The organism is Acidovorax sp. FG27 (assembly GCF_040365715.1).
In the GTDB taxonomy this organism is placed as follows: domain Bacteria; phylum Pseudomonadota; class Gammaproteobacteria; order Burkholderiales; family Burkholderiaceae_C; genus Paracidovorax.
The window spans coordinates 1,080,983-1,102,065 of sequence record NZ_BAABVY010000009.1; the positions used below are offsets into that span (position 1 = coordinate 1,080,983).

Sequence of the window (21,083 nt, forward strand, 5' to 3'; positions counted from 1 at the left end):
GTCGTGTTCTCAGGCATTGTCCGCGATGTTGACCGTGGGCCGGGCGCCGACATCGTCGCCATGCGCCGCCAGCCAGCGCTGACCCTCCTTGCGGCCCAGGGCGAACAGCTCGCGCACGAACGGCAGGTCGGCCCGCGACTTGCTCGACGCGCCGTAGCCGGCCAGCAGCGCGCCGCCGTCGATGCGGTGCATGCGCACGCTGCGGTAGCGGCGCTCGTCGAGCTTGCCCTCGGCCAGCAGCCGGCGCACGAATTCGATGGCGCGCATCTCCGACAGCAGGCTGGCGTTGAAGGTGACCTCGTTCATGCGCTCCATGATGTCGCCGGCGTTGTCGGGCACCGTCGGGTGTTCGATGGGGTTGATCTGCACCAGCAGCAGGTCGGCGCATTCGGTCTTGTAGATGAGCGGGTGCAGCGCCGGGTTGCCCGAGAAGCCGCCGTCCCAGTAATGCTCGCCGTCGATTTCCACCGCCTTGAAGAGCAGCGGCAGGCAGGCCGACGCCATCACCGCGTCGGCGCTCAGGCGTTTGCCGGAGAAGATCTCGCCGCGGCCGGTGCGCACGTTGGTCGCGCAGACGAACACCCTGGGCGCGCCCGGCGCGCTCAGCAGGTCGAAGTCGACCTCGCGTTCCAGCAGCCGCCGCAGCGGGTTGATGCCCAGCGGATTGGTCTGGTAGGGCGACAGCCACTGCGTGACCATGCCCATCAGCGGGTTGGCGCCCGAAAGAGGCGTGCCCCACGTCAGGCTGCCCAGCATGCCGACGCCTTCCCACAGCCGCCCGAGCGTGGCACGGGCCAGCTCGCAGCCAGCCCGGTGGACGGCCGCCGCATCCGGCGGCCCCGCGTGTTCGTGCGCGGCGCGGGCGAAACCGTGCGCCATGGCCACGGCGTTCATCGCCCCGGCGCTGGTGCCGCTCACGCCGTCGATGGCGAAACGGCCGTCTTCCAGCAGCGCGTCGAGCACGCCCCAGGTGAGCGCGCCGTGCGAGCCGCCCCCCTGCAGCGCCAGGTTCAGCCGGCGCGGCGCGGTGGGCGTGGAAGCATCAGACACCGACGGCCCTGTTCTGGCTCATGGCCACCATGCCGCGCACGATGCGGTAGAGGAACCAGATCGAGATGACGGCCCAGGCGATCCAGCCAGGGATGATGAACAGGATCCAGAGCGGCGCCGTAACGATGTAGAGCACCCCGGCCCAGATCACGCTGCGGATGCGCCAGGAGAAATGGCTGGCCTGCCAGGTGCCCTGCGCGTCGTCCCGCTTGACCAGGTCGATCACCAGCGCGATCAGCAGCAGCACGATGCTGGGCTGGGCGCTGGGCAGCACCGCCGCCACGGCCACGATCAGGTGCAGCACGTAGCTGACCCAGCCGATGGTCTTCAGCGATTCGGCGCGCCGGTTCGGCTCCACGTCGATGATGTCGTCGTTCATGTAGCTCCTTGTTCGTCGGTTGCACGTTGCTCGGCGCGGCGCAAGGCCTTCTCCTCGATGCCGCTGGTACCTTCGCGGCGCTCGAGTTCGGCCACCACGTCGGCCGGGGTGAAGCCATAGTGGGCCAGCGCCACCATGGTGTGGAACCAGAGGTCGGCCACCTCGTAGACGATCTTGCTGGCGTCGCCGCCGTGGTCGGCGTCCTTGGCGGCCATGACCACTTCGGTGGCTTCCTCGCCGATCTTCTTGAGGAAGGCGTCGGGCCCTTTCTGCAGCAGGCGCGCGACATAGCTCTTGTCGGGCTCGCCGCCGTGCGCGGGCTTGCGGCTTTCGATGACGGCGGCCAGGCGGGCCAGCGCGTCGTGCGAGGCCACGGCGGGCGCGGCCGGTGAGAGAGTGGAAGGCATGGCGCTCACTTGTAGATGGATTCGGGATCTTTCAAAACCGGATCGACCGCCGTCCAGGCGCCGTCCTTCAGCACGCTGAAGAAACAGCTGTGGCGGCCGGTGTGGCAGGCGATGCCGGGCTCGTGCCCCAGCTGCGTGACCTTGAGCAGCACCACGTCGTTGTCGCAGTCCAGGCGGATCTCGTGCACGGTCTGCACGTGGCCCGATTCCTCGCCCTTGTGCCAGAGCCGGCCCCGCGAGCGGCTGAAATACACCGCCCGGCCCAGCTCGGCCGTGCGCGCCAGGGCCTCGCGGTTCATCCAGGCGAACATCAGCACGTCGCCGCTGGCGGCCTCCTGCGCGATCACGGGCACCAGGCCTTGCGCGTCCCATTTCACTTCGTCGAGCCAGTTCATGGTGTCATTGTCCACACAAATTGCTGCAGTGCAGCATTTTTCATCGGATTGCTATATTTTTTATAGCTATATGCGCTTGATGCAAGGGCGCTGGCGGTCGATTTCGATGGAAACGACCCGTCGCCACCCGCCATCAGAGCCGCACCGGCACGCCGCGCTCGGCCATGCGGGCCTTGGCCTCGCCCACGGTGTACTCGCCGTAATGGAAGATGCTGGCGGCCAGCACCGCGTCCGCCCCGCCCTGCTGCACGCCGTCGGCCAGGTGGTCGAGGTTGCCAACGCCGCCCGACGCGATCACCGGCACGCCGACGGCGTCGCTCACGGCGCGGGTCAGCTGCAGGTCGAACCCGGACTTGGTGCCGTCGCGGTCCATGCTGGTCAGCAGGATCTCGCCCGCGCCGCGCCGCGCCATCTCGGTGGCCCACTGCACGGCGTCCAGGCCGGTGTTCTTGCGGCCGCCGTGGCTGTAGACGTCCCAGCCCTCGCCGCGCGCGGCCAGGTCGTCGCCCTGGCGGCGCTTGGCGTCGATGGCCACGACGATGCACTGCGCGCCGTACTTGTCCGATGCGGCGTTGATCACGTCGGGGTTGGACAGGGCCGCCGAATTGAAGCTGGTCTTGTCGGCCCCGGCGTTGAGCAGGCGCCGCACGTCTTCCACCGTGCGCACGCCGCCGCCCACGGTGAGCGGTATGAACACCTGGCTGGCGACGGCCTCGATGATCGGCAGGATCAGGTCGCGCGCGTCGCTGGTGGCGGTGATGTCGAGGAAGGTGAGTTCGTCGGCGCCCTGCGCGTTGTAGCGGGCGGCGATCTCCACCGGGTCGCCGGCGTCGCGCAGCTCCAGGAAGTTGACGCCCTTGACCACGCGGCCTCCGGTCACGTCGAGGCAGGGAATGATGCGTTTGGCGAGCATGGTGAATTCTGAATGGGTCTGGAAAAAGAAGCGTGGCAAGGGGGCGGCGGTCAGGCCAGGCGCAGCTGCTGCCAGCCGGTCCACCGCGCACCTGGCGCCAGGGTCACGGGCTGGTCGATGGCCGCCGCCTCCACGCAGACCATGTGCCGGAAGCCGTCCGCGGGCATGTCGGCCAGGCGGGCGCAGAGCGCGGCGCCCGGATTCCACACCACCGTGTTGGCGCAGCTGGAGGATTGTTCGATGCGCAGCGGGCCTGCGCCGCCGCCGTGCAGCTGCAGCGCGTGGCCCGGCGCGGTGAACACGCTGTCGTACTCGCCCTCGAAGGTCACCGCGCCCTGCTGGGTGCCGCGCACGTCGGCCACCGCATCCCAGCGGGCGCAGCCGTCCAGCCCTTCGAGCCGGGCCTGGGCGATGTCGGGGATGCGCAGGTAGGAGTGCAGCGCCATGGTGAAGTCCCATGCCGAATCACCCGTGTTCTGCGCGGTGAGCTCGGTGCGCAGGCCACCCTCGGTCAGCGTGACGACGAGGCGGGCCGTGAAGCCGTGCGGCCACCACTCGCGGGTCTGGGCGGAATCGCGCAGCACCAGGACGGCCGACACGCCGGATGCCGTGGCTTCCGGCGGAGTCGCGGCCTCGTCCCGTTGCCAGGGCAGGTTGCGCACGAAGCCATGCTTGGCCAGCGGCCCGCGCTGGTTGAACTGGGGAAAACACACGGGCGTGCCGCCGCGGATGGCGGAGTGCCCGTCGAACACGGCACGGGGGCTGAGATAGAGCCGCTCCTCTGCGCCCGCCGGCACCCAGGACAGCACCTGCGCGCCCTGGAGCGCCACCACGGCGACGTCGCCCGAAGGCAGGCCGAGCTGCAGGGCCGGCAGGCCGTGGAAGGTGGTCTCGCGTACGGCGGGCGCAGGCGATCGCGGGGCGGTGGGCAAGGCGGCGGACATGGCGCCGATTGTAGAAGCCGGGTCGGCGCGCCCCGGCGTCCGGCGGCACCAGCCAGGGCCCGGGGGCGCAGTCAGGCAGCGGGCGACGGGCGGGCCAGCGTGCGGGCCGTGCCGTCCTGCCAGCGCCAGGCGTCTTCGCACATGCGGTCGAGGCCGAGGCGGGCGCGCCAGCCGAGCAACTGCTCGGCAAGGGCCGGGTCGGCCCAGCACTGCGCCACGTCGCCCGGCCGGCGCGCCACCACCTGGTAGGGCACCGGCCGGCCGCTGGCGCGCTCGAACCCGCGCACCATCTCCAGCACCGACACGGGCCGCCCGGTGCCGAGGTTTACCGTGAGCAGCCCGGGGTGGTCCTGCAGGTAGCGCAGCGCGGCGACATGGCCTTCCGCCAGGTCGGTCACGTGGATGTAGTCGCGCACCCCCGTGCCATCCGGCGTGGGGTAGTCGTCGCCGTAGACGCTCAGCGCGGGCCGCAGCCCGGCGGCCACCTGGGCCACGTAGGGCAGCAGGTTGTTGGGCACGTCGCGCGGGTCCTCGCCGATCAGGCCGCTCTCGTGCGCGCCCACCGGGTTGAAGTAGCGCAGCCGGGCGATGCGCCACAGGCCCGGCTCGGCCCGGTCCACGTCGGCCAGCACCTGCTCCATCATCAGCTTGGTCGAGCCGTAGGGGTTGGTGGCCGACAGCGGGAAGTCCTCGCGGATGGGTAGCGAGGCCGGCTCGCCATACACCGTGGCCGACGACGAGAACACCAGCGTGCGCACCTGGGCCGCCTGCATCGCCTGCAGCAGCGTCACCGTGCCGGCGACGTTGTTGTCGTAGTAGCGCAGGGGCTCGCGCACCGACTCGCCCACGGCCTTGAGCGCGGCGAAGTGCAGCACCGCGTCGACGCGGTGGTCCCGCAGCACCTGCGCCACCGCCTCGCCGTCGCGAATGTCGGCCTCCACGCAGACGGGGCGCCAGCCCAGGATCTGCTCCAGCCGGCCCAGCACCGAAGGGCGGCTGTTGGAGAAATTGTCAAGTATCAGGAAGGGCAGCTGGGCTGCCGCCAGCGCCACGCAGGTGTGAGAGCCTATGAAGCCAGCCCCGCCGGTTACCAAAATCAATGGGATACTCCTACAAATTGTTAACCAAAAAACCTTTAAAAACGCCTTGAAGAAGGGAGCTTTTCAAAGGGCTAGCATGCGACTGCAGTGGTGGAACCCACTGTGGAAACTCCCAAAAATGTAAACCTCCGTGCTTGTGAACACGGTGAATTTGACCGATGTTCCAGACAACATTGTTTTCATTCGCTTCGGACTCAGGGACGGGGCCGATGCCTTGCAGCAACACCTGATGGCCGCGATCTCTTCGCCAGACTTCAGCTCCCGCCCGCGCATTGTGCGCGGGGCCATCCCGCCGCGCACTGCCGCACCCGCCTGGCTGCCGCGCTGGGTGGTGGCCGTGCTGCTGCTCCTGCTGGCTCCCTTCTCCGCTGGCGCGGCTCCTACCCTCCCGGCGGTGGCGGTGCATTACGGCAGCCAGGCGCCCCTGGCGGACCTCAAGGTGTTCGACATCACCGTGGTGGAGCCGGGCCACGGGCACGACCCGGTGAAATTCCGGCAGGCCACCGGCAGCGAACTCTTCGCCTACGTGTCGGTGGCCGAGGTGCAGGCCAGCCGGCCCTACTACGCCCGGATTCCGGCCGCCTGGAAGCTGGCCCGCAACGGCGCGTGGAATTCCGAGGTGATCGACCAGACCCCGGCCGAGTGGCCCGCGTTCTTCGCCGACCAGGTCGTCGCGCCGCTGTGGGCCCGCGGGTACCGCGGCTTTTTTCTCGACACGCTCGATTCCTACCGCCTGGCTGCGCGCTTCGACGAAGCGGCGCAGCAGCAGGGCCTGGTGCGCGTGATCGAGACGCTGCACAGCCGCTTTCCCGGCATCCGGCTGATCCAGAACCGGGGTTTCGACATCGTTCCCCGGGTGAAGGACAAGCTCTTCATGGTGGCCGCCGAGTCGTTGTTCAAAGGCTGGAACGCGGCGGACAAGCGTTATGAAGACGTCAAGCCTGCCGACCGCGACTGGCTGCTGGGCCAGCTGCGTGCCGTGCGGGACACCCACGGCCTGCCCGTGCTGGCGATCGACTACGTGGCCCCGCACGACCGCGCCACCACCCGGGAGACGGCCGAGAAGATCAAGGCGCTGGGCTTCGTTCCATGGGTTTCGGACGGCGACCTGCAGACGGTCGGCATCGGCGGCGTGGAGCTGATGCCGCGCCGTGTGCTGGCCCTCTACTACGGCGCCGAATCGCCATCGATCAACTATTCGATCGCGCACCGCTTCCTGCAGATGCCGCTGAACCACCTGGGCTACGTGGTGGATTACGCCGACGTGCGCGAGCCGCTGCCTCAGGGCGTGCTGCGCGACCGGTACGCCGGCATCGCCGTCTCGTTCGGCGGCTTCATTCCCGACGGCACGGCGCCCTCGGTCAGCCGCTGGCTGCAGGCGCGCATGGATGAAGGCATGCCGGTCGCCTTCATGGGCAGCTTCGGCATGGTGCCGGACGAGGCGCTCGCGGGCCGGATGGGCATCGAGTCGTCGCCGGAGGCCGCGCGCGGCACGCTGCGGATCACGCGCCAGCACCCGATGATGGGCTTCGAGACGGCGCCCACGCCGCCCGTCGCGCCCTTCGGCCCGGTCTACCTGGCGCCTGCCGTGGCCGGCAAGGCCCAGCCCCTGCTGGAAGTGACTGACCAGCGCGGCAAGCCGGGCGTGGCGGGCGCACTGATGCCCTGGGGCGGGTTCATCCTCGACCCCTACGCGCTGGTGGACGTGCCCGGCACCGAGTACTTCCGCTGGGTGGTCGACCCCTTCGCGTTCCTCACGCAGGCGCTCTCGCTGCCGGCGCTGCCGGTGCCCGACGTGACCACCGAAAGCGGCCGCCGGCTGTTCTTCTCGCACGTCGACGGCGACGGCTTTCCCTCGCGCGCCGAGCTGCCCGGCAGCCCGTTCGCGGCGAGCGTGCTGCTCACCGAGATCTTCGAGAAGTACCGCGTGCCGCAGACGATGTCGGTCATCGAGGCCGAGATCTCGCCGAACGGCCTGCACCCCGACCTGAGCCCCGCGCTGGAAGACATCGCGCGCCGCATGTTCCGGCTGCCGCACGTGGAGGTGGCCAGCCACACCTATTCGCACCCCTTCCTGTGGGACCGCAACGTCAAGCACGGAGTGTTCGACGACAAGGGCGAGGCCGCCATCAACCTGAGCCTGCCCGGCTACACAATGGACCTGCGGCGCGAGATCGTGGGCTCGACCGAATACATCAACCGCCGGCTGGCGCCACCGGGCAAGCCGGTGAAGATCCTGCTGTGGTCGGGCGACACCGCGCCCAGCGCCGAGGCCCTGGCGATCACCGAAGACGCCGGGCTGCTGAACCTCAATGGCGGCGACACCTCCATCACCCGCGCCAACCCCTCGCTCACCGCCATCGGCGCGCACGGCATCCAGAAGCAAGGGCGCCTGCAGGTGTATGCGCCCATCACCAACGAGAACATCTACACCAACCTGTGGCGGGGACCCTACTACGGCTACGAGCGGGTGATCGAGAGCTTCGAGATGACCGACAAGCCGCGCCGCATCAAGCCCGTGGACATCTACTACCACGTCTATTCGACCAGCAAGCGCGCAGGCCTGAACGCGCTGCACAAGGTGTACCGATGGGCCCAGGCGCAGCCGCTGCACCCGGTGTTCGCGTCCGATTTCATCCGCAAGGTGCGCGACTTCCACACCTATGCCGTCGCGCGCGACGGCGAGGGCTGGCGCGTGCGCGGCGAAGGCGAGCTGCGCACCCTGCGCCTGCCGCCCGCCCTGGGCACGCCGGCCGTGGCGGCCAGCCAGGGCGTGGCCGGCTACGCCCCCGGCGTGGAGGGGCCCTACGTGCACCTGGCCAGCGGCCGCGCATGGCTGAAGACCACCCCGCCGGACGGCGCCGCCACCAGCGCCACCAGCGCCGAGCCGGCGCGCCAGCCCTATCTGCGGGACGCCAACGCCCGCATCGACGGCTGGACGCCGCAGAACGCCAGCGGCCAGACCGCCTTCGACCTGAAAGGCTTCGGGCCGCTGGAGTTCGCGCTGGCGGGTGCCGGTGGCTGCCAGGTGCGGGCCAACGGCCGCGCGCTGGCACCCGCCCAGGGCGCCGGCGGCGCCATGCCGGCGGCTGCTGCTGCGGCAAGCGCTTCCGTTCCACCACCCTCTTCGACCTATCGCCTGCCCGATGCTGCTGCGCACATCCAGATCCTCTGCCCGGTCCGCTGAGCGCCCCATCCTGGCGCCGGGCTGGCTGATCGCGCTGCTGGCGCTGCTGGTCGGCGGCGCGCTGGTGCTGCTCTATCCGCGCCAGGACCTGGAGCGGCGGCTGTCCGACACCACGGACACGGCCCTGTCGGTCAGCTACCTGCACAACCTGTTGCGCAGCGACCCCGAGAACCCACGCCTGCGGCTGCTGCTGGCGCAACGCCAGGCCGCCCAGGGCGATGCGCTCGACGCCCGCGCCACCCTGCAGCCCGCGCTGGAGTCGGGCAATGAAGAACTGCGGCGCGAGGCGCTCTGGGTGCTCTGGGAGCTGTCGTACGCGGAGTGGGTACGCACGCCGGAAAGCGACCCGGTGCGCCGCGAGGCGATGCGGGGGCAACTGCGCGGGCAGCTGGAGTCGCTTGCCCGCGAGCAGTGGCCCACCGACCGCCAGATCCAGCTGGCGCGGCTGGCCGCGCAGTTCAACGAACCCGCCGTCGGCATCGAGCTGAACCGCCGGCTGGCCGAGGCCGAACCCGACCCGCGCAAGGCCGCGCTGCTCTACGAGCGCGCCGCCAAGGAGGCGCTGGCCCAGTCCGACTACGTGGGCTGCGCCGCGCTGTACATGCTGGCGCGCCGCATCACGCCCGACCCGCAGCAGGCCAAGGCGTATTTCCTGACCGGTGTGCGCGCACTGCAGTCGGGCAACCAGCCGCTGGCCGCGTTGCAACTGGCCGAACGCGAGCTGGGCAACCTGGCGGATGACCGCGAAACGCTGTTCATGCTGACCAACCTGGCGCGCGCCGCTGGGCGGCCCGACGTGGCCGACCGCTTCGTGCGCCGGCTGCTGCGGCTGGCGCTGCTGCCGCAGTGGCCCGGGCAGGCGCTGGCCGCACTGGCCGCCCTGGCCCAGCCCGACGCCGCCATGGCGCAGCTGCGCCCCGTGGCCCATCGCATGGCGGCGCCGGCGCCGGATGCTGAATCTCGATACGACGACGGCGCCCACCTGCTGCGCCCGCCAGTCATCACGCTCGGCGCCCCGGGTGAAGGTGGCAGCGGCTGGACCCTGCGGCCGGTGGCCGGGCCTGCGCCAGCGGATTCGGCGAAAAACGGTGCCCGCCCCGACCTGCTGCCCTTCGACGACAAGATCTACACGCTGGGCTACGAGGTGTTCCTGGAGAACCGCAAGCAGGAAGACGCATGGCTCGTCGCCCGCGCCGCAGTGCAGCAGCGCCCGGACGACCTGGCCTGGCGCGAACGGCTCGCCCGCGTCTCGGACTGGACGCAGCGCCCCGCCGTCGCCCTGGAGAACTGGCTCTATCTGGCCCGCAAGACGCAGCGCGACGATGCCTGGCAGTCCGTGCTGCGCCTGGCCCCTGGTCAGTTCGACGACGGCGCGCTGGTGCAGGCGCTGCGCTACGAGCTGCAGCGCAAGCCGGGCGACGAGCGCCTGGTGCGCGAGCTGGTCGCCGCCTACGAGCGCATTGGCGAGCCGCAGCCGGCCATCGACTACCTGCAGCAGCACGCCCGCACGGCGCGCCTGCAGGAATTGCTGGCCCAGCTCGCCGATCGCGCCGGTCGGCCCGACGTGGCGCTGGCCGCGTGGCGCCAGCTGCTGTCGACCCCGGCCGAGGTGACGCCCGCCCGGGCCATGCAGGCCGCCATCCTGGCGCTGACGCACGGGCGCGGCGAAGAGGGTCTGCAGTGGCTGGGGGCCGCCCGGCGGCAGCCGCCCCGGCCCGAGGAAGCCACCGACTACTGGCGCCTCACGGGCCAGTTGGCGGAAGCCCGCCAGCGGCAGTCGCTGGCGATCGACGCCTACCGTGCCCTGGCGGCGAGCGAAGATGCCGCCGTCTCCGACTACGACGCCCTGATCCGCCTGCTGCAGACCGACCAGCCGCTGGAAGCCGCCCGGGTGTCCACGCAGGCCTGGCAGCGCTTCGACGAGCCGCGCCACTTCATCAACGCGCTGACGCTCTACGTCAACGGCAACCGCTGGGAGGCCGTGCGGTCGCTGCTGGCCCAGGCGGACCCCGCGCCCGGCGCCGCCGAGCGGTCGCTGGCGCGCCTGTCGGAATCGCCCGAATTCCTGCGCCTGGTGGGCGTCTATCACCAGCACGAAGGGCGGCCCGACCAGGCCCGCCGTTACTTTGAAGCCGGCCTGCGCCTCGGCCCCGACTCGGACGCCATGCGCCAGGCGCTCCTGTGGCTCTTCATCGACGGCAACGACGCCGTGGCCCTGCGCGAGTTGCTCGCTCGGCAGGAGCGCCATTGGGCGCGCGACGAGGCCATGCACGACGCGCTGGCCTCCGCCTACCAGGCCCTGTCGCTGCCGCAGACGGCCCTGGACCGCTACCTGACCCCGCGGCTGAAACAGCACGAGCGCAACTTCCTCTGGCTCATGAACTATGCGGACGCGCTGGACCAGAACCAGCAGACCGACCGGTCGTGGCGGCTGCGGCGCCATCTGCTCTCGCAGGAATGGCAGGCCGCCCGCGCGCCCGGGGCGCCCGGCACTCCGCCGATGACGGCCGCGCAGGCGCGCCGCCGTTGGCTGACCGAGGAGGGCCTGGACGCCACGCGGCGCGTCGCCCGCACGCGCCTGGTGATCACGCAGCGGCCGGGCGATGCCTCGGTGGACGTGCTGCGCGAGCTGCTGCGGCTCGACCGCGACGCGGCCGGCAACCTGTCGAACGCGGCGGCGGAAACGGCCATCGGCTGGCTGCAGGACGCCGCCGAATATGGCGCCGAGCGCGGCTTTCTCTGGCAGCAGTACGCCCGCGCCCAGGGCGCCCGTGCCAACCGCCCGCTGTGGGCCGAGATCACGCTGGCGCTGGCCGAGAACGACAAGACCGCCTCGGGCCAGCTGCTGGAAGACTTCGGCGAGCGGCTGCCCCGCTACGACCGGGTGAACGCCGCGCGGGCGGTGAACGACCTGCGCGAAGCGCAGACCGCGGCCTTCGAGACCCAGAACGACCAGCACGACGACCAGCCGCTGCACCTGCAGCTGACGGAGAGCCTGCTGGCCTTCAGCGACCACGCGGGCGCCACCGTCACCTACCAGGACCTGGCAGGCATGCGCGAGACGCAGACGGAGGCGGTGCTGCGCCTGGCCCTGAGCCCGCGCCTGTCGCTCGACCTCAACCTGGTGCAGACCAGCCGCTGGGCGTCGCGCGACAACGCGGTCTTCCAGCCGCCGCAGGAACGCGGCATCGACGCGGAACTGCGCTGGCGCCACCGCGACGGCGAAACCCTGTTCCGCGCCGGCCGCCGCGAAAGCGACCGCGCCTACACGCCGCTGGCCATCGAGCACGAGCAGCGCATCGACAACCGCCTGTCGTGGCGCTTCGACGTGGGCAGCGACCTGCCCAGCCAGGACAGCCTGGCGCTGCGCATCGCCGGCATGAAGGACCGCGTGGGCTTGAGCCTGCGCTACCAGGCGACGCGGCAGGACGAAATCGTCGTCTCGCAATGGGCCGAGCGCTATCAGCTGCAGTCCGGCGGCGACCTGGGCAGCGGCCGGCACACCTCGCTCAACTACACCCACACCTACCGGCAGGAGGCGCCGCTGCTGCAGTTCGGCGCGTTCTGGTCCACCCATGACTACCGCCACCGCGACCTGGACTCGCTCGGGCCCGGGGACCAGGGCTTCCGGCGCTACCTGCCGCCCTCCATCACCGACATCGGGCCCGACTACTTCCTGCCCGACAACTTCCAGTTCTACGGCGTGCAGCTGTCGACCAACATGCGCTACGAACAGGAATACACGCGCGCCATCCGGCCCTATGCCAGCGTCAGCCGCACCTGGCACAGCCAGCTCGGCCCGGGCTACGGACTGCGGGCGGGCTTCGCTGGCTCGCTGCTGGGGGCGGACCACATCCGGCTCAGCTGGGGCCTGGCCAAGTCCGGCGTGCAGAACCAGGGCCTGACGCGCGACCTGCAATTCAGCTACCGACTTCATTTCTAACGCGACCACGAGAGGACCACCATGCTTTCACACCGCACCCTGCTGCAGCGCCTGCAGACCCTCGCCGCGGGCAGCACGCTCTTGCTGCTGTCGGCCTGCTCCACCATCGACCGGGGCCAGCCGCCCGTGCTGCAGCCCAACGCCACCTGGGTGGTGCTGCCCTTCGCCAACCACACCGAGACACCGCTGGCCGGCAACCGGGCCGAGGCCATCGCCGAGGCGCTGCTGCATGCGCGCGGCGTCGGCCGCGTGCAGCGCTACCCCGCCAGCACGCAGCAGGAAGCGCTGTTCGATTCGGGCGACGCCAAGCGCCAGGAAGAGGTGCTGGCCTGGGCCCGCGGCCAGCAGGCCCAGTACGCGCTGACCGGCGCCGTGGACGAGTGGCGCTACAAGGTCGGCGTGGACGGCGAGCCGGCCGCCGGCGTCACCCTGCGCATCGTCGACGTCGCCACCGGCAACACGCTCTGGAGCGGCGCTGGCGGCAAAAGCGGCTGGAGCCGCGAGGCGCTCTCGGCCGTCGCGCAGAAGCTGATCCGCCAGTTGCTCGACTCCGGCCTCGCCGGCGCCCGCTGATCGCCCGTTCGCCATGGCTCCCGAGACGATGACCCCTGACGCCCGCCGCCGCTCCGTCGGCAGCACGGCCATGCCCGAGCTGAAGAAGAAGGGCACGGCCCGGAGCCACCTGCCCGCCAACCTGCTGGGCAAGCTGGCCGTGACCGATGCCCGCCCCTGGGTCACGCTGCTGGAGATGGCCCTGCTGCCCTTGATCGCCGTGGGGCTGGGGCTGCTCTGGAACCCGCAAGACCCGCTCTGGATCGATGGCGGCTTTCCGTGGGCGTGGCTGGCTGTCGTCATCGTCGCGCTGCGCTACGGCCCGCTGGCGGGCCTGGGCAGCGCCTGCATCCTGCTGGTGGTCTGGCTGGGGATCAACGTCGGCCACTACGACGCGCTCCCGCAGGCCTACTTCCTGGGCGGCCTGATCCTGGTACTGCTGGTGGGCGAATTCTCCAGCCTGTGGCAGGCCCGCACGCGCCGCGCGGAGAACGTGCAGCTCTACCTCGACCAGCGCCTGGAGCACCTGGTGCGTCAGTACTACCTGCTGCGCCTGTCGCACGACCGGCTGGAGCAGGAACTGATCGGCCGGCCCATGTCGATGCGCGACGCCCTGGCCGCGCTGCAGAGCATCGGCTCGCCCGACCAGACGCCCGAGGACGGCGCCCAGGTGCTGCTGCGCCTGCTGGCCCAGTACTGCCAGATCGAATCGGCCGTGCTCTACCCGGTGCGCGGCGACGACGTGGATGCGGACGCGGTGGCCCGCATCGGCGCGCCGACCCCGCTCGACACCACCGACCCGCTGGTGCGCCAGGCGCTGGAGACGCGGCGCCTCTGCCACGTGAGCCAGGCCGTGGCGCACGGCCAGCAGAGCCGCTACCTGGCGGCGGCGCCGCTGCTCGACCTGGGCGGCGACCTGTACGGCCTGCTGGTGATCGACGACATGCCGTTCTTCTCGCTGCAGGACGAGAACCTGCAGACCATCAACCTGCTGCTGGGCTACTACACCGACGGGCTGGCGACGCAGACGCTGTCGCGCCCCATCATCGAGGCACTGCCCGATTGCCCGCCCGATTTCGCCTTCGAGGCCCAGCGCCTGGCGCACATCCACGACACCACCCAGGTGCCCAGCGTGATCGTGGCGCTGGAATGCCTGCCGCGCGCCGTGGAGCGTGGCATTCCGGCCCAGATCGAGCGCCTCAAGCGCGAGCTGGACGAGAGCTGGCTGATCCGCGGCCCAGAGCGCCAGGTGCTGGCCATGCTGATGCCGCTGGGCGACGCCGCCACGGCCGAGGGCTACATCAGCCGCCTGGAGGCCTGGTCGAAGCAAAAGAGCGGGCAGCCGCTGGAGGCGGCCGGCGTGTTCCCGCACATCGTGCCCCTGGCCAGCGGCACGCCCCTGGACGTGCTGCAGCGGCTGCACGCGCTGGCCCATGCTTAATCTGAAGTTCGCGCTGTCGGCGCTGGCGCTGGAGATGGGCGCCTGGAGCGGGCCGCTGCTGCTGCATGGCCGCTCCGACGTGGCGCTGGCGAGCTACCTGCTGCTGCACGCCCTCGCCTGCCTGATGCTGTCGCTCTGCCTGCTGCCGTTCCTCTCGGGCGAGCAGGCCCGGCCCCGGCTGCCGGTGCTGGCCCTGCTGGCGGCCTTCAGCTACGGCGTGCCCCTCGCCGGGTTCGTGGGCGCCGTGCTGGCGGTGGTGATGCTGCGCATCTACCGTTCGCCGGTCGCGCACGGCGCATTCGAATCGCTGCAGCTGCCCGAGTTCGACCTGCACCAGCGCATGCAGGGCAGCTTCCGCCAGGCCGGCATGCGCTCGTTCCTGGGCAACAGCAACGCGCCCATGCAAACGCGCCTGCGGGCCATGGTGGCGCTGCAGTACGTCTCGGGGCGGGTGGCCTCGCCGCTGCTGCGCTCGGTGCTCAGCGACCCCAGCGAGGACCTGCGCCTGCTGGCCTACGGCATGCTCGACACGCTGGAAAAGCGCATCAACCGCACCATCGATGCCGAACTGGAGGCCCTGCGCCTGGCACGCGAGGAAGAAGGCGAGGGCCCCGATGGCCGCTCCGCCGGGCCGCGCACCACCGAGTCGGCGCACCGCCTCTCGGACCTGTACTGGGAGCTGGTCTACCAGGAGCTGGTGCAGGGCGACCTGCGCGAACACGCCATCCACGAGTCGCTGCGCTTTTGCGACATGGTGCTGGCGCGCGAGCCCGATCACCCGCAGCTGAACCTGCGCCGCGGCCGCCTGCTGCACGAGACCGGCCAGCTGGAGGCGGCGGGCGCCGCCTACCTGCGCGCCCGCGAACTGGGCCTGCCGGCCACCCGGGTGCTGCCCTACCAGGCCGAGCTGTGCTTCGAGCGGCGCGACTACCAGGGCACGCGCGCCCTGCTGCAGGAACTCAGCCAGTGGAAGGCGCTGCCGCGCCTGAAGCCGGTCGTCGATTACTGGAACACGCCATGACCCACCCGCGCGCCGCCGAGGCCGACATCGCGCTGCTGCTGGAAGGCACCTTCCCTTACATCAGCGGCGGTGTCTCCAGCTGGATCCACCAGATCATCCGGGCATATCCGGAGTACCGCTTCGCCATCGTGTTCCTCGGCAGCCGCCGGCAGGACTACACGAAGTTCAAATACGAGCTGCCGCCCAACGTGGTGCATTACGAGGAGCATTTCCTCTACGACCACCTCAGCAGCGACACCCAGCCCCTGGCGCGCCGGGGCGACGAGGCGGCCTTCGCCATGGTCCGGTCGCTGCTGGGGGCGATGGAGAGCGGCGACCGCGCGGCCGGCATGGAGGCGTTTCGCGCCATGGTGCGCGAGATGCAGCCGGGCGGGCGCTTCCAGCTCGAGGACTTTCTCTACGGCGAGCGCGCCTGGGACCTGATCTGCGAGGGCTACCGCACCCACTGCACCGACCCCTCGTTCGTGGACTATTTCTGGACCGTGCGCATCATGTACCAGCCGCTCTGGACGCTGGCGCGGGTGGCCCAGCAGCTGATTCCGGTGCGCATCGTGCACTGCGCCTCCACCGGGTACGCAGGCTGCCTGGGGGCGATGGTGGAGCAGTTCCGCAGCACGCCGCTGGTGCTGTCGGAGCACGGCATCTACACCAAGGAACGCAAGATCGACCTCTTCAAGAGCGACTGGATCCGCGACAACCGCAACCTCTTCCAGCGCGACCCGACCGAGCTCTCGTACTTCCGGCAGATGTGGATCCATTTCTTCGAGTGGCTGGGCCGGTTCTGCTATGCATCGGCCGACCCGATCATCGCCCTCTACGAAGCGAACCGGCAGCGCCAGATCGCCGATGGCGCCGCGCCGGAGCGCACCTTCAACATCCCGAACGGCATCCAGCTGTCGCGCTTCGCGGCGCTGCGCGCGCAGCGCCCGGCCGAAGTGCCACACGTGCTCTGCCTGATCGGCCGCGTCGTGCCGATCAAGGACATCAAGACCTTCATCCGCGCCATGCGCCGGGTGGTGAACCAGCTGCCCTCGGCCGAGGGCTGGATCGCCGGCCCCACCGAGGAAGACCCGGCCTACGCGCAGGAATGCGAGAACCTGGTGCGCAGCCTGGGCCTGGAGCAGCACGTGCGCTTCCTCGGCTTTCAACGGGTCGAAGACCTGATGCCGCGCATCGGCCTGGTGGTGCTGTCGTCCATCAGCGAGGCCCTGCCGCTGGTGGTGCTGGAGGGCTATGCCGCCGGCGTGCCCACCGTGTCCACCGACGTGGGTTCGTGCCGGCAGCTGGTGGAAGGCCTGGACGAGGAAGACCGCGCCCTGGGCGCCTCGGGCCAGGTGGTGCCGATCGCCGACCCGCAGCGCCTGGCCGACGCCGCGCTGTCGCTGCTGCGCGACGACGGCGCCTGGCATGCCGCCAGCCGCGCCGCGGTGGCCCGCGTGGAGCGCTACTACACCGATACGCTGATGTTCGAGCGCTACCGCGCCGTGTATGAAAACGCGTTCGCCAGAACGCAGGGAGCGCGCTGATGGCCGGCATCGGATTCGAGCTGCGGCGCATGCTGCGCAAGGACACGCTGGTCAGCCTGGTGCAGGCCTATGCGTATGCGGGGGTGATCGGCTCCGGCCCCTGGGTGTTCTCCATCGTCGGCATCCTGCTGATCGGTATCTTCAGCGCCAGCGTGGTGGTGCCGGCGTACCTGGTCACGCAGTTCCAGACGTCGGTCACCTACCTGGTGGCGGGCAGCCTCATCCTGACCGGGCTGGTGCAGCTGGCCTTCACCCGGTTCGTGTCCGACCGGCTGTTTGAGAAACGCCGCGACCTGATCCTGCCCAACCTGCACGGGCTGCTGCTGGTGGTGACGGCCGCCGCCGGCCTGCTGGGCACGCTCGCCCTCTTCCTGCTGCTGCCCAACCTGGGGCTGCTCTACCGCATGCTGATGCTGGCCGGCTTCACGCTGATGTGCGACGTGTGGGTGCTGACCATCCTGCTGTCGGGCATGAAGCGCTACAAGGCCATCGTCGGCCTGTTCGCGCTGGCCTACGTGCTGATCGTGGCGAGCGCCCTGCTCATGCGGCCCTGGGGCCTGGAAGGGCTGCTGGGCGGCTTCGTGCTGGGCAACTACGTGCTGCTGGCGGGCATGTGGATCCTGGTGGTGCGCGAATTCAACCCCAAGGGCCGGCTGATCGCCTTCGACTTCGCCGAGCGCAAGCTGCTCTACCCGTCGCTGATGGCCATCGGCCTGCTCTACAACTTCGGGGTGTGGGCCGACAAGTTCATGTTCTGGTACTTCCAGCCGACCTCCCAGCCCATCGTGGGCGCGCTGCGGGCCTCGCTGATCTACGACCTGCCCGTGTTCCTGGCCTACCTGTCGATCATCCCGGGCATGGCGGTGTTCCTGGTGCGCATCGAGACCGACTTCGTCGAGTACTACGACAAGTTCTACGACGCGGTGCGCAGCGGCGGCTCGCTCGAATACATAGAAACCATGCGTGACGAAATGGTGTATTCCATCAAGCAGGGCCTGGCGGAGATCGGCAAGATCCAGGCGCTGGCGGTGCTCATCACCTTCGTGGCCGGCCCGGCGCTGCTGGCCTGGCTGGGCATCTCGCGCCTCTATCTGCCGCTGCTGCACGTGCAGGTGGTGGGCGCCGGCCTGCAGGTGGGGCTGATGGCCATCCTGAACGTGTTCTTCTACCTCGACCAGCGCCGCATCGTGCTGCTGCTGTGCCTGCAGTTCGTCCTGCTCAACATGCTGCTGACGGCGTTCACGCTGTATGCGGGCGCCGCGCTCTACGGCTATGGCTTCACGCTCGCCACGCTGGCCACCCTGTGCACGGGGCTGGTGCTGCTGTCGCGCCAACTGAGCCGGCTGGAGTACGAGACCTTCATGCTGCAATGACCGGGGTCGGGCGATGCCCGCCTCGTTCTTTCATCCACCCATCCGCCGCCCGCCATGCCCCTGCGCCGCTTCCGCCTTCCCACCCGCCTCGGCGGCCTGTCACTAGGGGCGCTGCTGGCAGCGTGCGGCGGAGGCGGCGGCGGCAGCGCGACCGACGCGCCGCCCGCACCGGCGCCGAGCAGCGTGTCCGTCACGCTCACCGCGCCGGCGGCAGAGGAGGTGTTCGAGGCCGGCAGCCCGCTCACCCTGCGCGCCCAGGTCACCATCGACGGTGCGCCGGCGGGCGACGGCACGGCGGTGCGGTTCTCCGCCACGTCCGGCACGCTGGCCGCCGCCGCCGCCACGGCCCAGGGCGGCATCGCCACCGCCACGCTGACCCAGGCCGCGCCGGGCCGCCAGCAGCTCACCGTGTCGGCCACCGCGGCCGACGGGCAATCGGCCACCGCGACCCGCACGGTGTATCTGCGGCCCGCGCCCCGGCCGCTCGAAGTGCTGGTGCCGGCGTACTTCTACCCCTCGCCCTCGGGCTCGCCGTGGGACCAGCTCGCCGCAGGCGTGCAGGCGGTGCCCGGCGTGGCCGTCACGGCCATCCTGAACCCCTCCAACGGCGTGTTCACCAGCGCGGAGCCCGCCTACATGCGCGCCGCCAGCCAGTTCGTGGCGGCGGGCGGCCAGGTGATCGGCTACGTGCACAGCGACTACGGCACGCGGGCCCTCTCGGCCGTGCAGGCCGACGTGGACAACTACCTGCGCCTCTATGGCCGCAGCATCGTCAGCGGCATCTTCGTGGACGAAATGTCGTCCGACCCGCGCCAGCTGGGCTACTACCAGGGCCTCTACCGCCACATCAAGGCGCAGGACAGCGCGTTGCGGGTGGTGGGCAACCCCGGCGCCGTGCCCGATGCCGCCTATGCGGCGGTGGCCGACGTGCTGGTCACCTATGAAGGCCAGCGGGCCGGGCTGCTGACCTACGACCCCCGCTCCACCACGTCCACGGCCTGGCTCTATGGCCGGCCGAACACGTCGGTGTCGGTGTTGGGCCACAACATCGCCACCTGCGCCGCGATGCAGGAGGCCCTGGCGGCGGCGGCCACGGCACGCTTTAACGTCGGGCCGGTGTTCTTCACCGACGGCGAATACGACCCGGTGCTGCGCACCGGCAACCCCTGGGCGAGCCTGCCCCGCTACTGGACGGCGCTGCTGCAGAGCGTGGATGCGGTGAACCGGGGGCGGCCGCTGCCCGCCTGCTGAGCGATCACCGCGGGGCCGGCAACGCAGCCATGAAAAAACGCCCGCGGGTGCGGGCGTTCGGGAATGCCATCAGGGACGGGGCCCTGCGGGCGTCAACCCGCCAGCTCGTCCGCCCGCGCCTGCGCGGCGGCGAAGTCCAGGTCACCCGAGTAGATGGCGCGGCCGCAGATCACGCCCTCCACGCCCTCGCTCTCCACCGCGCAGAGCTGGTCGATGTCGGCCATGCTGCCCAGGCCGCCGGAGGCGATGACCGGGATGGTCAGCGCCTGCGCCAGCTTGACGGTGGCGTCGATGTTGATGCCCGAGAGCATGCCGTCGCGGCCGATGTCGGTGTAGATGATGGACTCGACACCCCAGTCCTCGAACTTCCTGGCCAGGTCGACCACTTCGTGGCCGGTGAGCTTGCTCCAGCCGTCGGTGGCGACCTTGCCGTCCTTGGCGTCCAGGCCCACGATGATGTGGCCGCCGAAGGCGCTGCAGGCGTCCTTCAGGAAGCCGGGGTTCTTGACCGCGGCCGTGCCGATGATGACGTAGCGCAGGCCGCCGTCGATGTACTTCTCGATGGTGTCCATGTCGCGGATGCCGCCGCCCAGCTGCACCGGAATGTCGTCGCCCACCTCCTTGAGGATGGACTTGATGGCGGCGTAGTTCTTGGGCGTGCCGGCGAAGGCGCCGTTCAGGTCGACCAGGTGCAGGCGGCGCGCGCCGGCATCCACCCAGCGCCGGGCCATCGCGGCCGGGTCTTCGCCGAAGGTGGTGGATTGGTCCATGTCACCTTGCTTGAGGCGCACGCAGTGACCGTCCTTGAGGTCGATGGCGGGGATGAGCAGCATGATGGAAGAAAAGCGCGACGGGCTGGATCGGCCGGGGCCGGGTTGAGGGATTTCAGGGGTTCCAGTGCAGGAAATTGCGGTAGAGCGCCAGGCCCTGCTCCGCACTCTTTTCCGGGTGGAACTGCGTGGCGAAAATATTATCGCGTGCGATGGCCGCCGCGAACCAGCCACCGTAATCGGTTTCGCCCGCAGAGTGTGCTGCATCACGCGGCACGGCGTGGAAACTGTGCACGAAGTAGAACCAGCTCTCGTCCGGAATCTGGCCCCAGACCGGGTGGGCCTGGCCCGACGGGCCCACGGGCGTCTTGCGCACCCGGTTCCAGCCCATCTGCGGCACCTTGTAGCGGCTGCCGTCGCCCTGCGTGCGCCCGGCCAGCTCGAACCGCACGACCTGGCCCGGAATCAGCCCGAGGCCGGGCGTGTTGCCCTCGGCGCTGTGGTCCAGCAGCATCTGCATGCCCACGCAGACGCCGAAGAGCGGCTTGCTGGCAGCGGCTTCCAGCACGCTTTCCTGTAGGCCGGACTCGCGCAGCTCGCGCATGCAGTCGGGCATGGCGCCCTGCCCCGGCAGCACCACGCGCTGGGCAGCGCGCACTTCGTCGGGCCGGGCGGTGACGACGACCGTCCAGCCGGTGCCGGCGGCGGCGGCCTGCACGGCCTGCGACACCGACCGCAGATTGCCCATGCCGTAGTCCACGACGGCAACGGTCTTTGCTTCACTATTCATAGCAGTCTGCGCAGATGGGACGAGCGCCAGAGGCCGATTGG

Annotated in this window: 17 protein-coding genes; 8 read left to right on the plus strand and 9 right to left on the minus strand. The window is 70.3% G+C overall.

Annotated elements, in window-relative coordinates:
- Positions 1 to 9: 9 nt before the first annotated feature.
- From ABWV53_RS11915 to galE, 7 genes are all read right to left on the minus strand, one after another.
- Positions 10 to 1,050 carry a patatin-like phospholipase family protein gene (locus ABWV53_RS11915; protein ID WP_353366083.1) on the minus strand — a complete coding sequence of 347 codons (1,041 nt, stop codon included), beginning with the start codon at positions 1,048 to 1,050 and terminating at the stop codon, positions 10 to 12.
- Positions 1,043 to 1,429 carry a DUF4870 family protein gene (locus ABWV53_RS11920; protein ID WP_353366086.1) on the minus strand — a complete coding sequence of 129 codons (387 nt, stop codon included), beginning with the start codon at positions 1,427 to 1,429 and terminating at the stop codon, positions 1,043 to 1,045. The genes ABWV53_RS11915 and ABWV53_RS11920 overlap by 8 nt, the downstream gene beginning before the upstream one ends.
- The gene (locus tag ABWV53_RS11925; RefSeq protein WP_353366088.1) at positions 1,426 to 1,836 is read right to left on the minus strand and encodes a phosphoribosyl-ATP diphosphatase; all 411 of its coding nucleotides are present in this window, start codon (positions 1,834 to 1,836) and stop codon (positions 1,426 to 1,428) included. The genes ABWV53_RS11920 and ABWV53_RS11925 overlap by 4 nt, the downstream gene beginning before the upstream one ends.
- 5 nt (positions 1,837 to 1,841) lie before the next feature.
- Complete coding sequence (gene hisI, locus ABWV53_RS11930) at positions 1,842 to 2,231, minus strand: phosphoribosyl-AMP cyclohydrolase (protein ID WP_353366090.1); 390 nt, start codon at positions 2,229 to 2,231, stop codon at positions 1,842 to 1,844.
- Positions 2,232 to 2,364: 133 nt separating this feature from the next.
- Positions 2,365 to 3,144 (minus strand): imidazole glycerol phosphate synthase subunit HisF, encoded by a 780-nt coding sequence (gene hisF, locus ABWV53_RS11935; protein ID WP_353366092.1) that lies wholly within the window; start codon positions 3,142 to 3,144, stop codon positions 2,365 to 2,367.
- A 50-nt stretch (positions 3,145 to 3,194) separates the two neighbouring features.
- The gene (locus ABWV53_RS11940; RefSeq protein ID WP_353366094.1) at positions 3,195 to 4,088 is read right to left on the minus strand and encodes a D-hexose-6-phosphate mutarotase; all 894 of its coding nucleotides are present in this window, start codon (positions 4,086 to 4,088) and stop codon (positions 3,195 to 3,197) included.
- A 71-nt stretch (positions 4,089 to 4,159) separates the two neighbouring features.
- On the minus strand, positions 4,160 to 5,188 hold the full coding sequence (gene galE / locus ABWV53_RS11945) for a UDP-glucose 4-epimerase GalE (protein WP_353366096.1): 1,029 nt from the start codon (positions 5,186 to 5,188) through the stop codon (positions 4,160 to 4,162).
- Positions 5,189 to 5,417: 229 nt separating this feature from the next.
- Here galE and ABWV53_RS11950 point away from each other — a divergent pair, with 229 nt between their 5' ends.
- The 8 genes from ABWV53_RS11950 to ABWV53_RS11985 are packed head-to-tail and all read left to right on the plus strand — an operon-like array spanning position 5,418 to position 19,482.
- Positions 5,418 to 8,375: a bifunctional glycoside hydrolase/polysaccharide deacetylase family protein gene (locus ABWV53_RS11950; RefSeq protein WP_353366098.1), complete on the plus strand. Its 2,958-nt coding sequence runs from the start codon at positions 5,418 to 5,420 to the stop codon at positions 8,373 to 8,375.
- Entirely contained in the window at positions 8,335 to 12,318 is a 3,984-nt protein-coding gene (locus ABWV53_RS11955) for a tetratricopeptide repeat protein (protein ID WP_353366100.1), read from the plus strand. The genes ABWV53_RS11950 and ABWV53_RS11955 overlap by 41 nt, the downstream gene beginning before the upstream one ends.
- Before the next feature lie 21 nt (positions 12,319 to 12,339).
- Positions 12,340 to 12,891, plus strand: coding sequence for a penicillin-binding protein activator LpoB (locus tag ABWV53_RS11960; protein ID WP_353366102.1), 552 nt, complete (start codon positions 12,340 to 12,342; stop codon positions 12,889 to 12,891).
- Positions 12,892 to 12,919: 28 nt separating this feature from the next.
- The gene (locus ABWV53_RS11965; RefSeq protein WP_353366104.1) at positions 12,920 to 14,311 is read left to right on the plus strand and encodes a PelD GGDEF domain-containing protein; all 1,392 of its coding nucleotides are present in this window, start codon (positions 12,920 to 12,922) and stop codon (positions 14,309 to 14,311) included.
- Entirely contained in the window at positions 14,304 to 15,332 is a 1,029-nt protein-coding gene (locus ABWV53_RS11970; protein WP_353366106.1) for a tetratricopeptide repeat protein, read from the plus strand. The genes ABWV53_RS11965 and ABWV53_RS11970 overlap by 8 nt, the downstream gene beginning before the upstream one ends.
- On the plus strand, positions 15,329 to 16,858 hold the full coding sequence (gene pelF, locus ABWV53_RS11975; protein ID WP_353366108.1) for a GT4 family glycosyltransferase PelF: 1,530 nt from the start codon (positions 15,329 to 15,331) through the stop codon (positions 16,856 to 16,858). Before ABWV53_RS11970 ends, pelF begins: the two co-directional genes overlap by 4 nt.
- Complete coding sequence (gene pelG, locus ABWV53_RS11980) at positions 16,858 to 18,231, plus strand: exopolysaccharide Pel transporter PelG (RefSeq protein ID WP_353366110.1); 1,374 nt, start codon at positions 16,858 to 16,860, stop codon at positions 18,229 to 18,231. The genes pelF and pelG overlap by 1 nt, the downstream gene beginning before the upstream one ends.
- Positions 18,232 to 18,285: 54 nt before the next feature.
- Positions 18,286 to 19,482, plus strand: a complete 1,197-nt coding sequence (locus ABWV53_RS11985; RefSeq protein ID WP_353366112.1) for a spherulation-specific family 4 protein — start codon at positions 18,286 to 18,288, stop codon at positions 19,480 to 19,482.
- A 92-nt stretch (positions 19,483 to 19,574) separates the two neighbouring features.
- On the opposite strand, the gene hisA is transcribed toward ABWV53_RS11985, so the two are convergent.
- On the minus strand, positions 19,575 to 20,315 hold the full coding sequence (hisA, locus tag ABWV53_RS11990; protein WP_353366114.1) for a 1-(5-phosphoribosyl)-5-[(5-phosphoribosylamino)methylideneamino]imidazole-4-carboxamide isomerase: 741 nt from the start codon (positions 20,313 to 20,315) through the stop codon (positions 19,575 to 19,577).
- Between the two features lie 52 nt (positions 20,316 to 20,367).
- On the minus strand, positions 20,368 to 21,042 hold the full coding sequence (gene hisH, locus ABWV53_RS11995; RefSeq protein WP_353366116.1) for an imidazole glycerol phosphate synthase subunit HisH: 675 nt from the start codon (positions 21,040 to 21,042) through the stop codon (positions 20,368 to 20,370).
- Positions 21,043 to 21,083 lie beyond the last annotated feature (41 nt).